General features: G+C 72.3%; 7 protein-coding genes. 5 read left to right on the top strand and 2 right to left on the bottom strand.

What is annotated here, in order from left to right; genetic code table 11:
• The first annotated feature begins 156 nt into the window (after positions 1–156).
• Genes IEZ03_RS16650 through IEZ03_RS16635 form a run of 4 tightly spaced genes read left to right on the top strand, consistent with a single transcriptional unit; the run spans position 157 to position 10,242 of the window.
• The gene (locus IEZ03_RS16650) at positions 157–4,005 is read left to right on the top strand and encodes a DUF6079 family protein (RefSeq protein ID WP_184883516.1); all 3,849 of its coding nucleotides are present in this window, start codon (positions 157–159) and stop codon (positions 4,003–4,005) included.
• A complete protein-coding gene (gene pglZ, locus IEZ03_RS16645; RefSeq protein ID WP_184883517.1) occupies positions 4,002–6,800 on the top strand; it encodes a BREX-2 system phosphatase PglZ in 2,799 nt (932 codons plus the stop codon). The genes IEZ03_RS16650 and pglZ overlap by 4 nt, the downstream gene beginning before the upstream one ends.
• Entirely contained in the window at positions 6,797–8,158 is a 1,362-nt protein-coding gene (gene brxD / locus IEZ03_RS16640; protein ID WP_184883519.1) for a BREX system ATP-binding protein BrxD, read from the top strand. Before pglZ ends, brxD begins: the two co-directional genes overlap by 4 nt.
• Positions 8,155–10,242, top strand: coding sequence for a DEAD/DEAH box helicase (locus IEZ03_RS16635; RefSeq protein ID WP_184883521.1), 2,088 nt, complete (start codon positions 8,155–8,157; stop codon positions 10,240–10,242). The genes brxD and IEZ03_RS16635 overlap by 4 nt, the downstream gene beginning before the upstream one ends.
• Before the next feature lie 121 nt (positions 10,243–10,363).
• Here the strand turns inward: IEZ03_RS16635 and IEZ03_RS16630 are convergent, their stop codons facing one another.
• Complete coding sequence (locus tag IEZ03_RS16630; RefSeq protein ID WP_131979481.1) at positions 10,364–10,987, bottom strand: VOC family protein; 624 nt, start codon at positions 10,985–10,987, stop codon at positions 10,364–10,366.
• Between the two features lie 37 nt (positions 10,988–11,024).
• Positions 11,025–11,381 carry a VOC family protein gene (locus IEZ03_RS16625; protein ID WP_184883523.1) on the bottom strand — a complete coding sequence of 119 codons (357 nt, stop codon included), beginning with the start codon at positions 11,379–11,381 and terminating at the stop codon, positions 11,025–11,027.
• Between the two features lie 157 nt (positions 11,382–11,538).
• Here IEZ03_RS16625 and IEZ03_RS16620 point away from each other — a divergent pair, with 157 nt between their 5' ends.
• The gene (locus tag IEZ03_RS16620; protein WP_184883525.1) at positions 11,539–14,328 is read left to right on the top strand and encodes an ATP-binding protein; all 2,790 of its coding nucleotides are present in this window, start codon (positions 11,539–11,541) and stop codon (positions 14,326–14,328) included.
• The last annotated feature ends 1,501 nt before the right edge of the window (positions 14,329–15,829 follow it).

The raw sequence follows: 15,829 nt of genomic DNA, 5'->3' as shown, positions 1-15,829 counted from the left end.
CGGTCACGGATCATGTCCGGCTTCGGTCAGGCGTGGCCGGAGGCGCAGGGCGCGGCCCTCGAATGCGGTCGAGGCCGCGCCGACGAGCCCCGCGCGGCACTATCTTTGGGGCCGCGGCAGGGGTGTGCGCGCAGGTGTGGCGAGGGGAGTCGACGGGTGGCGGAGCGGGCGGCGGAACGGTACCTGCGGGACGTCCTGGACATCCCCGAAGAGGTCCTCGCCGGCGACTACAAGGTCGAGCTCACCGGCGGGTTCGACGAGGCCGAGCAGCGCATCGACGAGTACGTCGTCACCGAGCAGCTCCGGCAGGCGTTCCGCGAGTCGCTGAACCTGGTGAAGGCGTCGGTGCGGTCCGGCACGTCGAACGCCGCCTACCTGCACGGGTCGTTCGGCTCCGGTAAGAGCCACTTCATGACCGTGCTGCACGCGCTGCTGGAGAACCACCCGGCGGCGCGGCGCAAGGAGGAGTTCCAGGAGCTCGTCGCCGAGCACGACGACTGGCTGCGCGACCAGAAGTTCATGATGGTGCCGTTCCACCTGGTGGGCGTCACCGACCTGGACTCGGCGCTCCTCGGCGGCTACGCGGCTGAGGCGCGGCGGCTCGGCCTGCCCAGCCCGCCCGTCCACCGGTCCGACGCCATGCTGCGGGACGCGCGCAGACAGCGCGGCTTCCTCGCCGAGGACGCCAGGTTCGCCCAATGGCTCGGCGGCTCCGCGCCCGCCCCGGCGGACCCCGACGACGACCTGCCCAACCTCGACCTGGGCGGCGCGTCCGGTCCCTCATGGAGCAGCGGCGACCTCGACCGCGCGTTCGACGCGCCGCCCGGCGACCCGCTGCGCACCGCCCTGGAGTCGGCGCTGCTCGACGGCCCGTTCTCCACCTACGCCTACGGCGCGCGCGGTGCGGCCGAGACCTACCTGCCACTGGAGAACGGCCTGGCGGTGATGAGCCGGCACGCCCGCCAGCACGGCTACACCGGGCTGATCCTTTTCCTGGACGAGCTGATCCTGTGGCTCCAGGCGCACATGTCCAACCAGGAGAAGGTGAACAACGAGGTCAGCAAGCTGGTCAAGCTGATCGAGTCCGGGGACAGCGACCGCCCGGTGCCGATCGTGTCGTTCATCTCCCGGCAGCGGAACCTGTCCCAGCTCGTCGGCGAGGACGTCGTCGGCGCCGACGTCAAGAACCTCGAGGCGGCGGTGCAGTACCTCGCCGGGCGGTTCAAGGTCGTCAACCTGGAGGACCGCAACCTCCCCGAGATCATCAAGAAGCGGATCCTGCGCCCGAAGGCGGGCATGGAGACCGCCCTGGACGAGGCGTTCGCGAAGGTCGAGTCCTACAACGCGGCCGTCAAGGACGCGCTGCTGGACGCGCACGGCGCCACCCAGGCCGACTGGAACGACTTCCGTGACGTCTACCCGCTGTCGCCGGCGCTGCTGAACGTGCTCGTCGCCCTGTCGGGGGCGCTGCAGCGGGAACGCACCGGCCTGAAACTGCTCAACACGATGCTGTCGCGGCGGCGCGACGACCTGCGGCTCGGCGACCTCATCCCGCTCGGAGACCTGTGGGACGTCCTCGGTCACGACGTCGGCGAGGCGTTCACCGACCACCTCAAGCAGGAGGCCGACACCGCCCGGCACTTCCACGCCAAGGTCCGCGCGCACCTGCGGGAGAAGTACGGCTCCGAGGACCACAAGGACTTCCGCGCCGACGAAAGGATCGTCAAGACGCTGATCCTGTCCGCGCTGGCGCCCGACGTGTCCGCGCTCAGCCGGCTCACCGGCGCGCGGCTCGCCGCCCTCAACCAGGGCTCCATCCAGTCGCGGCTGAGCACGCCCGGCAGCGTCGTCGGCAACCGGCTGCGCGAGTTGATCGCCGCCGGGTTCGGCGAGATCCGCGCCGACGGCGACCGCGACCCGGTGTTCACCCTGCACCTGTCCGACCTGGACGTCGAGCCGCTGCTGGAGCAGGTCGGCGAGCAGGACAACCTGGGCGCCCGCCGCATCTGGGTGAAGAACCGGCTGTGGGAGCTGCTCGGCGTCGCCGACACCGGCGCGTTCGTCTCCGAACGCGACATCGTGTGGCGGGGCAGCAGGCGCACGGTCGAGTTCGTCTTCGAGAACGTCCGCGACCCCGCCGCCCTGCCCGACGACCAGTTCAGGCCGTCGGTGGAGGGGCGCATCCGGTTCGTCGTGGACTACCCCTTCGACGTGCAGGGCAAGTACCCGAACGACGACGTCGGGCGGGTCGACGAGCTGCGCCGCGGCGGCTTCGAGGCCGACACGCTCGTCTGGCTGCCCGACCACCTGTCCACGCAGAAGGCCGCCCAGCTCGGGCGGCTGCTGAAGATCCGGTACCTGCTGGAACGCGACCGGCTCGACGACTACGCCTCGCATCTGGCCTCCGACCAGCGCATCCGCGTCCGCCACCAGCTGCAGGCCCAGGCCGACAACCTCGCATCGCAGCTCACCGCCCTGCTGCAGCAGCTCTACGGCATCTCCAGCGGCGACGACGGCAACGTTTCCGCCGAGGTCCACGACGGGCAGCACATCCTGTCGCTGCGGCCCGGCCACGACCGGCCGCGGCTCCAGGGCGGCGCCGGGTTCGAGTACAACGTGCTGGCGCTGGCCGACGGCCTGTACTCCCGCATCTACCCCAAGCACCCCGACCTCGACCTGACGCACACGCGCAAGGCCGTCACCATCGGGGAGCTCAAGACCGTCCTCGCCTGGATCACCAAGGCGATGGAGGACCGCTCCGGCCGCACCGTCGTCGACCGCGACAAGCTCGGCCTGCTCAAGCGGATCGTGCACCCCCTGGAACTCGGCGAGGTCCACGACGGGCCGCTCAACGTGTCCCTCGAATGGCGGCGGCGGATCGACCAGCTCGCCGTCCGCAACGGCCGGGCCGGCGGCGACTACCCCGTCGAGGACATCCGCCAGTGGATCGCCGAGTACGGCTGGACCGGCCTCGACAAGCCCGTCTCCAGCCTCATCATCGCCGTCTACGCGCTCCTCGCCGACCGCGACTGGGTGCTCAACGGGGGCAGGCCCGAGCAGTTCCCCGGCCTGGAGGCGGTCGGGAGCGGCTGGGCCCTGCGGGACCAGCCGAAACCGTCCGAGCAGCAGTACGCCGCGGCGCGGTCGCGTGCCGCCGCCGTCTTCGGCGTCCACGTCCCCGAGACCCTGTCCGGGCGCAACGTCCGCAACCTGGCCGAGCAGATCCGGGAGCAGACGCGGGACCTGGAGGCGCCCGTCAACGACGTGCGCAGGGCCCTGGAGGCCCACGCCACGGTCCTCGGCATCGAGGACCCCGGCACGCCGCGGCGCCGCACCGCCCGGCACGCCGCCGACCTGCTGGCCCGGCTGTCGGCCGTCCGCGACCAGAACACCCCCCTCGTCCAGGCGCTCGCGGACGCCGACTACGACGTCACCGACCAGGTGCTCGGATCCGCGCTGGTCTCCGCCCCGGCCGTGCTCCGCGCCCTCGGCGCGGTCCAGTGGAACGTGCTGGAAGGCGTCGCCGGGTTCGCCGGAGGCGGCGACTCCATCAGCGGGCGGGCCGAACGGCTCGTCCGGGACCTCGCCGAGGCCGCGCGGGCCGACGAGTTCGTCCAGAGCCTTCCGCCCGTGCTGGAGGCGGCGAGCGAACAGGCCGTCGCACTGCTCACCGAGGCGACCCGCCGGCCGATCGTCGATCCCCAGCCACCCGGTCCGACGGGCGAGCCGGGTGCGGGCGCAGGCGAGGGCGCAGGCGCAGGCGGGGGTGCGGGCCAGGTCAGCCTGACCGACCACGGCGACCCGGCCGTCTCGTCCGGATCCGATGCCGGCGTCCGCGACCACGGGCGCCGCCGCATCGAACCGGCCCGGCTCGAACAGACCCTCGAACAGGCCGTCGCGGGCATCGCCGCTGAGATCCGGGCGTTCGCCGAGGCCAACCCGGGCGTGCCCGTCGACATCGCCTGGCGGCCCGCCGACGGCACCGGCGCGGGGACCGGCGAGTGAGCACGCCCCCCCTGATCGACCGGCGGGTGCTGGAGGCGCTGCTCGACATCGAACTGCCCAGGCGCGGCGCCGGAGACACCGCCCGGCTCGTCGTCGTCCACGGCCGGTACCGGGACGGCGCGCCCGCCGAGTTCGGCATCCGGTTCGGGGAGCGGCAGCGCCGCGTCCGGGTGAGCGACCAGACGTCCGTCCTCGGCATCGTCGACGCGTGGGAGCGCCACACGGCCGGGACGGGCGACGGCTCCGACGCCATCCTCGTCATCACCACCGGGGTCGACGACCACCAGCTCGGCGCCGACCTGCGGGCCCACGCACTCGGCCGCCGGGCGCTCAGCGTCGACCGCGCGGAGATCGTCAAGCAGCGGTTCGGCGCCGCCGACCTCGACCCGCGCATCCGCCAGGAACCCTGGCTGATCGACGCGCTGCTGGACGCCGAACCTGCCGACGGCTGGCGCGTCCACCCCGCGGGGGAGCCCTGGCGGCGCAGCGGGGGATCGGTGCTGACCCGGGACACCGCCGTCCGCGCACTGGTCGGGGCGCGGCTTGAGCCGTCCGGTGCACTGCCCGGCGGCGGGGACGCCTCCGGATACCGCGACCTGGACGTCGACTCGCTGCTCGCCTGGTCCCGCGTTCCGGGCGCGGCCCTGCGCTTCGCCGAACTGGCGGCCGACGAGCGGGCGGGCATCACCGCGTGGCTGCGGCGATACGTCGGGGACGCCGCCGCCGTCCTGCTCGCGCTCGTCGAGTCGGGCAGGGGCGAGGACGCGATGGCCCTCGGCGTCGTGGCCTCCGTCCTCACCGACGCGGCGCGGACGCCCGACGCGGCGCTCGCGATCGGCGGCCTCTTCGCCGGCGTCACCCACGACACCGCCGACCTGCGGGCGTTCGCGTCCGCCGTCCAGGGCACCCTCGCCCGCTGGATCGGCGAAGCCGGGTCCGAACGGCGCGGGCACGAGGCCGCGCGCGAGCGGGTCATGGCGGTGCTCGACCGCGCCGACGACCTCGCCCGCGCCGCGGGGCTCGGGCAGGCCGCGGCGGAGCATCCCTTCCTGCCGTCCGGACTGGACGGGCGGCTGCGCGCCTTCGCCTCCGCGCTCACCGAATCGCCGCGGGCCGCGGGCGAGGCGCTGAACGCCGTCCTGGACCACCGGCTGGCCGACCTGTTCGCCGACCGCTGCGGCGTCGCGGTGATGGCCGCCCGCCTGCGCCGGTGGCTCGACGCGCCCGGCCCCGCGGACGTCGGCTCCGTGGCCGCCGGTGTGGCCGGGCAGATGCGCGACGGGGGATGGGTCGACCGGGCGCTCACCGTGCTGTGGGGCGGCGACCCGGGCAACGATCCCGTACTCGGCCGCGCCTACCGGGACACCTACGAGAGCGCGGTGCGGCGCCGGGCGTCGCTCGACGAGGCGTTCGCCGCCCGGCTCAAAGACTGGGCCGCCGCCGCGGCCGCCGAAGCCCCCGGCGGAGCGCTCCTCGTGGAATCGGTGCTGGAGAAGATCGTGCTGCCGCTGGCCCGCGAGGCGGCGCCGCTCGTGCTCGTCCTCGACGGCATGAGCGCCTCCGTCGCCGCGCAACTCGGCGAGGAACTCGCCCGCGGCGGGCGATGGCTGGAGATCACCGCCGTGCCCGGAGCGCGGCGCGGCGCCGTCTCGATGATCCCGTCGGTGACGCGGGTGAGCCGCGCGTCCCTGCTCTGCGGGGCCGCGACGTCCGGTGGGCAGACCGCCGAGAGCGCGGGCTTCGCCGACTTCTGGAAACGCCGCCGCAGGGAGGCCGCGCTGTTCCACAAGGCCGCCATCGCGGGCGGCCCTGGACAGCGGCTCGCCCAGCCGCTGCTCGACGCGCTGGCGGGCGACGCCGTCGTCGGCGCCGTCCTCAACACCATCGACGACGCCCTCGACCACGACCGGGAAGGCGACCGGACGGGATGGCGGACGTCCGACATCACCTTCCTGACCGACCTGCTGAACGCCGCCCGCGACTACAAGCGTCCCGTCGTGCTCGTCTCCGACCATGGGCACGTCCTCGAACGCGGCGGAAGGGAACCGGCACCGGCGCCCGATGCCGGGTCGGCGCGCTGGCGGACCGGCGAGCCGGGCGACGGCGAGATCGAACTGGCCGGGCCCCGGGTGCTGGAGGGCGGCGGCCGGGTCGTCGTCCCCTGGCACGAGGACATCCGGTACACCCCGCGCAAGGCCGGCTACCACGGCGGCGCGAGCCTCGCCGAAATGACCGTTCCCGTGCTCGTCTTCGTCCCGTCCGCCGACCTGGTGCCCAAGGGCTGGTCGATCCTGCCGCCGGAGCAGACCGTCCCCCGGTGGTGGACGGGGCGGGACGAGCCCGAGACCGCGGCGCCCGAGCCTCCCGCGCGGGCCGCCCCGCGACCGGGGCCGCGCACCGCGCCGACGCAGAAGGAAGCGCTCTTCACTGTGGGGGAGTCCGCTCCCGCCCCGGCGGCCCCCGCCGTGCCCGACACCCTCGGAACCCGCGTCACCCGCTCGCCCGTGTACGCGGGCCAGCGCAAGTACCTGCGCAAGGCCCCCGACGGCCGGCAGGTCGCCGCGGTCATCGACGCCCTCGCCGACGCCGGGGGCCGCCTGTCGTCCGCCGCCGTCGGGGCCGCCGCGGCCGCGGCCGGGGGACGGGCCCCGCGCAACGCCGACCTGTTCATCACCGCCCTGCAACGCCTGCTCAACGTCGAGGGCTACCCCGTCCTCGGGCTGATCGACTCCGGCGCCACCGTCACACTGGAGACGGCACTGCTGCGCGAACAGTTCGGGGTGGACGACGAGTGACGGACGCACGGGCAACGGATGCACGGGCAGAGGACGCACGGGCCCCTGGAACCCGGGCACAGGTCAGCGCCGTCCGCCGCCGGGAGGTCATCGACGCGCTGCGGCGCGGCACCGTCCCGCGCGCCGGGCTCGACCTGTTCGCCGTCGGCCTGGACCGGTTCGCGGGCGCGCTGGACGAGGACATCGCCGCCGTCGGCAAGGGCGGCTCGGCGTTCCGCGCCATCCGCGGCGAGTACGGCTCCGGTAAGACGTTCTTCGCCCGCTGGCTGGGCGAGCGCGCCAAACGCGCGGGGCTGGCCGTCGCCGAGATCCAGATCTCCGAGACCGAGACGCCGCTGCACCGGCTCGAAACCGTCTACCGGCGCCTCACCGAGCGGCTCACTACAGCCAGCCACCCCGCCGGGGCGCTGCGTCCGGTCATCGACCTGTGGTTCTACACCCTTGAAGAGGAAGTTCTCGACGCCGGTCAGGCCGCCGAGGACGACGCCGAAGGGCTCGCCCGCGCCGTCGACGCCCTGATGGAGCAGCGCCTCGCCGCCGTCGCCCGCACCACACCCGCGTTCGCCGCCGCGCTGCGCGGCTACCGCAAGGCGTCCGAAAGCGGCGACACCGCCACCGCCGAGGCGCTGATCGCCTGGCTCGGCGGGCAGAAGTCGGTGGCCGCCGCGGCGGTGCGGCACGTCGCCGGCGTCCGCGGCGACCTCGACCACTACGGCGCGCTCGGCTTCCTCCAAGGGCTGCTCACCGTGCTGCGCGACTGCGGCCACCCCGGGCTCCTGGTCGTCCTCGACGAAATCGAGACGTTGCAGCGTGTGCGGAGCGACGTCCGCGAGAAAGGGCTGAACGCGCTGCGGCAACTGCTGGACGAGATCGACGGCGGCCGGTTCCCCGGACTGTTCCTTGTCATTACCGGCACCCCGGCGTTCTTCGACGGCCGCCAGGGCGTCCAGCGGCTCGCGCCGCTTGCGCAGCGTCTCGCGACCGACTTCACCACCGACGCCCGGTTCGACTCGCCGCGCGCCGTGCAGCTCCGCCTCACTGGCTTCGACCTGCCCAAACTGGAGGAACTGGGACGGGGCGTCCGCGACCTGTACGCCGCCGGGAGCACCGAGATCACCGCCCGCGTCGACGACGCCTACATCGCCGACCTCGCCGCCGCCGTCACCGGCGGCCTCGGCGGCAAGGTCGGCGTGGCGCCCCGCGTCTTCCTGCGCAAGCTCGTCGCCGACGTCCTCGACCGCGTCGCGGAGTTCCCCGACTTCGAACCGCGCCGCGACTACGCCCTCACCGTCTCTGCGACGGAACTGACCGAGACCGAACGCAATGCCGCCGGGGACGTGCCCCTGGACCTGCCGTGACCGCGCCCGCCGACCGGCTCTCACCGGCGCTGACGCACCACATCGTCAACACCCTCGGCTGGCGGTCGCTGCGGCCCCTGCAGGAACACGCCATCGGGCCGGTTCTCGACGGCGACGACGCCGTCCTGCTCGCCCCCACCGCGGGCGGCAAGACCGAGGCCGCGGCGTTCCCGCTGCTGTCGGCCATGGACGGCGGCGGCTGGTCCGGCCTTTCGGTGCTGTACGTGTGCCCGTTGAAGGCCCTCCTCAACAACCTGCTGCCGCGCCTGGAGACCTACGCGGGCTGGGTCGGCCGCCGTGCCGCCCTCTGGCATGGCGACGTCCCCGCGCCGGCCCGCCGCCGCATCCTCACCGACCCCCCGGACATCCTTCTCACCACCCCCGAATCGCTGGAGGCGATGCTGCTCAGCGTGAAGGTCGACCAGCACCGGCTCTTCGCCGACCTTCGCGCGATCGTCGTCGACGAGGTCCACGCCTTCGCCGGCGACGACCGCGGATGGCACCTCCTCGCCGTCCTGGAGCGCCTGACGCGCCTGGCGGGGCGTCCCATCCAGCGCATCGGGCTGTCGGCCACGGTCGGCAACCCGGCCGAACTCCTGGCATGGCTCCAGGGCACCAACCGCGGACCGGCACGAGTAGTCGCCCCAGAAACCGCGAGCGTCCAGGACAACGTCGTCGAACTTGACTACGTCGGCTCCGTCCCGAACGCCGCCACCGTCATCGCCGCCCTCCACCGAGGCGAGAAACGCCTCGTCTTCTGCGACTCCCGCCAGCTCGTCGAGGAACTCGGCGCCGCACTGCACGCCCGCGGCGTCACCACCTTCCTGTCGCACGCCTCCCTCTCACTCGACGAGCGGCGCCGCGCCGAGGAGGCGTTCGCCGACGCCCGCGACTGCGTCATCGTTTCGACCAGCACCCTCGAACTCGGCATCGACGTCGGCGACCTCGACCGCGTCATCCAGATCAACGCCCCGCCCACGGTTGCCGCGTTCCTGCAACGCCTCGGCCGCACCGGACGACGACCGGGCACCACGCGCAACTGCCTCTTCCTGGCCCTCAACCAGGACTCCCTACTCTCAGCGGCCGCCCTGACGCTGCTGTGGAGCCGCGGATACGTCGAACCGGTGCAGGCGCCCCCGGAACCGCGTCACATCGTCGCCCAGCAGTTCCTCGCCCTCTGCCTGCAAGAGCACAAGGTCGGGAACCGCCTGTGGGCCGAACACTGGAACGGCCTGGCGCCGTTCGACCGCAGCGCCGAGCCGATCGTCCGCCACCTCGTCCAACACGGATACGTCGAGCAGGACGGCGAGTACCTGTTCATCGGCCCCGCCGCCGAGGAGAAGTTCGGCCGCCGCCACTTCATGGACATGACCGCCGTCTTCACCGCGCCACCGGAGTTCACCGTCCTGTCCGGCCGCCAGGAGATCGGCCGGACCGACCCGATGCTCCTGACCGAACGCGTCGAAGGCCCCCGCGTCCTGCTCCTGGCGGGGCGCAGCTGGCAGGTCACCTGGGTCGACTGGAAACGCCGCCGCTGCTACGTCGAACCGTCCGACCGTCCCGGGAAGGCCCGCTGGTACGGAACTGCGTTCACCGGCTCCAGTTTCGCCCTCACCCGCGCCTGCCGGGACGTCCTCCTCGGCACCGACCCGCCCGTCGCCATGACCGAACGGGCCGCCCGCTACATCGCGAAGACCCGGGATGCCGCCACCTCCACCGTGCATCCCGGCGGCACCGTCATCACCCGCGACGGCGACGACGTCCGCTGGTGGAACTGGGCCGGCTACAAGGCCAACGCCGTCCTCACCGCAACCCTCTCCGGCCTGACCGACGAGAAGCAGCGGTTCGAGGACGAGTGGGTACGCCTACGCCCCGACCTCACCCGCGACCTGTGGAGGGCCGGAACCGCCGACGCCGCCGACCGGCTCTGCCTCCCCGACATTGACGAACGCGCCCTGCGCGGCCTCAAGTTCAACGAGGCCCTCCCCACCCGCCTCGCCACCGCCACCCTCGCCGCCCGCCTCGCCGACCTGGACGCCGCCCTGACCGCCCTCACCGACCCCGTCCGCTTCACAGCCATCTAAAGGGAGCTTCTGTCGTGCAATTGACTTCTTCGATCTTCGGCCCGGATCCCGATCCCGACAGACCACGGGCGGCGGGGGAGTGGCCGTGGGCCGCTCATGGTTCGTCGCCCGCTCGTCCTTCTCAGGGCCGGCTTCGGGCGGGCGTGGGTTCCCAGGCAAAACCGTCCGGGTCGGTGATGGGCTCGTTGCCGCCGACCAGCACGAGTCGGTGCGAGCCGGTGCCCTCCTGGTCGACGCCGGTGTCCTTGGCGAGGGCGCGGCGCGGGTAGAGCGCCAGTGTGACGGTGGACGATGGGGTGTCGAACTCGGCGTACTTGCCGCCGAAGCTCTTGGCGACGGCCAGGCCGCGGTCGACATAGAACCGCTTGCTCGCCTTGACGTCCGCTACGCCTAGCAGCAGCGTGATCTGGTCGAACTTGGGGGCGGCGGGCGCGGAGTCCTTCTTCTTTGAGGACGCGACCTTGCAGATCGTCCCGTCCGGGGTCTGGATGACGCCGCCGTAGCCCCAGAACGACTTCGTGGCGGGCTTCAGCGTCGTGGCGCCGGCGTCGAGCGCGGCGGCGATGAGGGCGTCGACGTTGCCGGGCTGGGACGCGACGAGCGACAGCGCGAAGCCGCGGAAGCCGGTGGTCGGCTCGTCCGAGGGGCGGACGTTCACATAGGGCGCGAGACCGAAGATGGCATAGAAGGTCTCCGCGGCCGTGGGGTTGGCGACTTCCAGGGTGATGGATTCGAACGAGGTCATGGTGATTCCTTCTGGTGAGGTGGTTCGGCGGTTGTGCTCAGCGGTCCTGGATCAGCCCGAGGACGTTGCCGTCCGGGTCGGTGACGGCGGCGACCAGCCGTCCGCCGCCGACGTCGTGCGCGGCCTCCTTGACGGTCGCGCCGGCGGCGGTCAGTTCGGCGACCTTCGCGTCGATGTCCGGCACGTGCCAGTAGGCCACCGGCGAGGTCATGTCCTGGGGGCCGCCGGCCGGGACCAGCCCGATGTGCTGGCCTCCGACCTCAAACCCGACGTAGTGGGACGAGTCGGTCTGCGGCGCCTCGCCGAGCAGGGCCGCGTACACCGCCTTGGCCTTCGCCAGGTCGCTCACCGGGTGCAGCACGGTTCTGATTCCCTGGACGGGAGATCCACTCATGGTCGCTCCTGGAGTCGGTGGGGGCCGCATCGGCCCGTCGTTCAACTGCTCATAGCCTCGCTCCAGGCTCACCCTGGCCACATCCGTAGCGACTACGGAAGCGGCTACGGAGCGCGGGCACGGACCGTGCACGGATGGCCTGCGACAGAATGGGACAGTGACCGCGAGTGTGGATGTCTCTCCCCGTGAAGCCGAGGTGTTGGAGCTGGTCGGGGAGCATCTCAGCAACGCCGAGATCGCGGCGCGGCTGTTCATCTCGGTCCGCACGGCCGAAAGCCATGTCTCCGCGCTGCTGCGGAAGCTGGACGTCCCAGACCGGCGGGCGCTCGCCGTGCGGGCCGCCGCGAGCCGCCGCGCCGTCGGTCCGTCGCACGCCGTGCCCGTCCTGCCGGCTCCGCTGACCTCGTTCGTCGGCCGGGCGAGCGAGCGGGCCGAGCTGACCGAGATGATCGGTAAGCACCGGCAGGTGTCCGCGGTGGGGCCCGGCGGCGTGGGCAAGACCCGGCTCGCGCTGGCGGTGGCGGCGGACGCGGCCGGCGTTTTCGCGGACGGGGTGTGGTTCGTCGATCTCGTGCCGGTCAACGATCCGGGGATGGTCGCGGACGCGGTCGCCGGCGCCCTCGGTCTCGGCGAGCAGCCCGGCCGTGGTATGACCGAGTCGGTGGCCGTGGCGCTGGCCGACCGGCATGCGCTGCTCGTGCTGGACAACTGCGAGCAGGTGCGGGACGGCGTGGCGCTGTTCGTCGAGCGGCTGCTCGCGGCGTGCCCCGGGGTGACGGTGCTGGTGACGAGCCGGGCCCGGCTGATGGTGCCGTTCGAGCGGGTGTACCAGGTCCCGCCGCTGTCGCTGTCCGACGACGGTGAGTCGGACGCGGTCGCGCTGTTCAAGGAACGGGCGACGGCGATCGGCTGGCCGTTGGATCCTCCCCTGCACGACCACATCCGCTCGATCTGCGAGCGGCTGGACGGCATGGCGCTGGCGATCGAGCTGGCCGCCGCCCGGTACCCGACGCTCGGGCTGGACGGCCTCACCGCGGCCCTGTCCCAACCGCTGCGGACGCTCACCGGCGGGTCCCGCGCCGACGACCGGCACCGTTCGGTGCGGGCGGCGGTGGACTGGAGCCACACACTGCTGGAGCCGGCCGACCGGAACCTCCTTCGGCGGGTGTCGGTGTTCGTCGCGCCGTTCACCGCCACGGCGGCGGCGGAGGTGGCCGGGGCCGAGGAGGGCGTCATCGCCGACGGGCTGGCCCGCCTGGCGGAACAGAGCCTGCTGGTCGTGCGGGCGTCGTCGAGCGCGACCGAGTACCGGGCGCTGGAGACCATCCGCCAGTACGGGGCCGAGCGGCTCACCGAGGCCGGTGAGCTGGCCGATGTCCGCACCCGGCACCTTCGCTGGTGCCTGGCCGCGGCCACCGGCCTCGCGGTCGCCGGAACGGACTGGCGGCCCCGGTTCGACGCCGTCGCCGACGACCTCCGCGCTGCCCTGGCGTGGGCGGCCGACGAGCCGGAACACCGCGCGGACGCGTTCGACCTCGCGCGGCACATGGCGGAGCTCGCCTTCACCCGCAATCTGGTCGGTGAGTCACAGCAGCGGTACGAGCAGGCCGCCGCGCTCGCCGGCGACGCGGCCGCCGCCGCGGCGATGCTCCGGAATGCCGCCGCCGTCGCCGGGTGCCGCATGCACGGCGACGACATGTACCGCCTGCACCGGGCCGCCGCGGCCCACGCCCGCCGGTGTGGCGCCGCCACTCGCGCCGCCGCCGACCTGGCGACCGCCGCGACCACCGTGTACCGGTTCTCGGGTACGTTCGTCCGGACGCCGTCCCCGGACCGGGCGCTCGCGCTCATCACTGAGGCGCGGGAGGACGCAGGCGACGACCCCGCCGCACTGGCGGCCGTCGCGCTGGCCGAGGTCGCGTCGGCCGCCGACGCGTTCGGCGCCGACCAGGACCCGTACGACGACGTCGTGACGGAGACGCTCGCGCGTGCCGAACGCGCGGTCGAACTCGCCCACCGCACCGGCGACCCACCCGCCGAGTCCGCCGCGCTCGACGCGCTCGCCGCCGTCCAGAGCTGGGCCGGCGACGCGTTCGCCACCGCGGCCACGGCCCGGCGCCGCGTCCACCTTCTGTCGTCCGCGCCGACCACGCCCGCTGTCACCCACGAGCTCGTCCAGGCGCTCGGCGAGGCGGCCCAGACCGGTATCGGCGTCGGAGACCTGCCCGGCGCCCGCCGTTGGGCGAGTCGGCTCGCCGACCACCCGTCGCTGGCCGAAGTGGGGCACCGCGCGACGAGCTGGCAGCTGGTCGCCGATGCGCTGGCGGGCGACGTCGGCGACGTGCTCACCGGCGCCGTCCGGTTCCTGGACTCGTGGCGGCGCAGCGGCAGCCCGGCCTGGCCGGACCTCGAACCGGCGGTGACCGCCGTCGCGATGGTCCACGGCCTCCGCGACGACCAGGACGCCCGGCACGAGTGGAACACGATTCTGGAGCAGTTCGGCGCGTCCCCGAACCGGGTCCACGGCTACGGCGCGGTCTTCGACGTGATGCCGCTGCTCCACAACGGACAGGTGTCCGAAGCGCTGGAGCGGATGGCGCCCGAATCCGGCGAGGTGTGGAGGTGGGTCACCTGGATCTGGCACCACTGGTACGTGGCGTTGCGCGCGGAGGCCGCCGTGCTCGCGGGAAGCCCCGACGCCCGCCACCGCCTGGCCGACGCCCGCGAGCTCACCACCGGCAATCCCGTCGCCGGCGCCATCGTTGAACGGGCCGAGGCACTACTGGAGGACGACCCGACGCGGCTGCTCGCCACGACGGACGCGTTCGACGCCGCCGGTTGCCGCTACCAGTCGGCCCGGACCAGGATCCTGGCGGGCGGCGAGCACGCCCTCCGCGGAGCGGCCGTACTCGCCGACCTCGGTCTCGCCCCCATGGCCGTCCGGTAGCCGGACGATCGCCGCTCGTAGCAAGTGGCCATCAAGGGAAACCTTGGAAAAATAGCCTTCTGGGGTCCGAATTATCGACTGGGCGCACGATATCTCCGAAGCGAAATTCGAGTCCCATACCTCCAGGCGGTGCTCGTTGATATCTCGAACCCGGCCCCGAGTTCGGGGAAGGTGTCTGCCCGATGCGCAGATCGAAGCAATGAGAGGCCGATTCGCTGCCTGAGAACGAGTGCTTTCACCGTAGGCAACGACGCAAATCGCTGCTTGCCGCGCCGGCTTGGCGTCGTATGCAGGCATTCATCTACCTGTGTGGACGGTATGTCACTCTTGCGCCTCGGATGCCTGGGATTGAGCATGTTGACGGGCCGACGGTAACCCACGGTAGCTGGTCGTCAAGAGCGAGGAGCGTGAATCGTGGGAGATCAGAAGTGACTTGATCTTCCTTGGACTGTTGCCACTGGAGCGGAAGGTGGGCTTCTGACCTGGGCTGATGTCTGGACGGCCTTCGCTGCCGGGCTGTCCAACCGTTTTCACACCGAAGAGGTCACTGGTTCGAACCCAGTATCGCCCACCCCAAGTTTCCACAGGTCAGAGCGTCATCCACGGCGCAACCTCGCGCGTTCCCGATGACCGCTTCGCAGCCTCGGGAGCCAGCAGGGGAGTCACCGCCCTCAGATTCGTACGCTTCGTGAATTTCCGAAGCGGTCACCCAGACGGTCGATCATCGTGACCGCGTCGTCCTGGCCGGCCGAGTTCGGTGACGGAAGCTGCACTGGCCGTCTTGAGAACCTCGTTGGCCCGCTCGGCGTCAGCGTTCTCGGTCGAGCGCAACCCGTTTCAGCTGCTTACGCTCGACCGAGAACCGTGATGACGGTCATGGGCTGCGTGGCCGTTGACATCGGCGCACGCGGTCTCGAGGTTCCCTGTCCGGGCCGACGACTGCGAACTCGGAGACTGTCAACGATGGGCGAATCCTGGCTCTGGCACATATTCCGTGAAGGGCTGGTCCGATAGGGCACGGTTCGGGGTTCGTGCCGGAAGCCGGTGCTACGAGCGGTGGCTTGCCGACACCCCGGTCGGCAGGAGGTGCTGATCCATCTGTCGGAGGCGGCCGAGGAGAACTGGCCAGAGTCACCATCCAGCAGTGCGTGGCGTCCGAACAGCGGGTTGCGGGTTCGCGAAACCGACTGGACGACCGCTATCCGACGATCACCCCGGCTGTAGCGGGACTCCCGGTCGACGTTCGTGTCGTTCCCGGCGTTTCATCGCAGATCCGTAAGGTCATCTACACCACCAACCGATCGCGAGCCTCAACGCCCGGCTCCGCCTGGTCGCCCGCCGACGTGGGCGTTTCCCCACCGAGCAGGGCGCGCTCCAGTGCTCTACCTGGGGCATCCGCACCCCCGCACAAAAAGCAGCCCAACGTGACCGGCAAACCCCGGATGGAGGCCTCGCTCAATGCGCTGTTGTTTGCAAGACGGTGACCGCTTCACCTGAACTG

The sequence above is a fragment of the Actinomadura livida genome (assembly GCF_014648675.1).
GTDB classification, from domain to species: Bacteria; Actinomycetota; Actinomycetes; order Streptosporangiales; family Streptosporangiaceae; genus Spirillospora; species Spirillospora livida.
Note: the sequence above shows the minus strand (reverse complement) of the source record. Positions and strands in the feature narration are given on the sequence as shown.

Coding starts and splice junctions, on each gene's coding strand:
- IEZ03_RS16625 (WP_184883523.1), bottom strand. CDS start 11,381: ATGAGTGGATCTCCCGTCCAGGGAATCAGAACCGTGCTGCACCCGGTG.
- IEZ03_RS16630 (WP_131979481.1), bottom strand. CDS start 10,987: ATGACCTCGTTCGAATCCATCACCCTGGAAGTCGCCAACCCCACGGCC.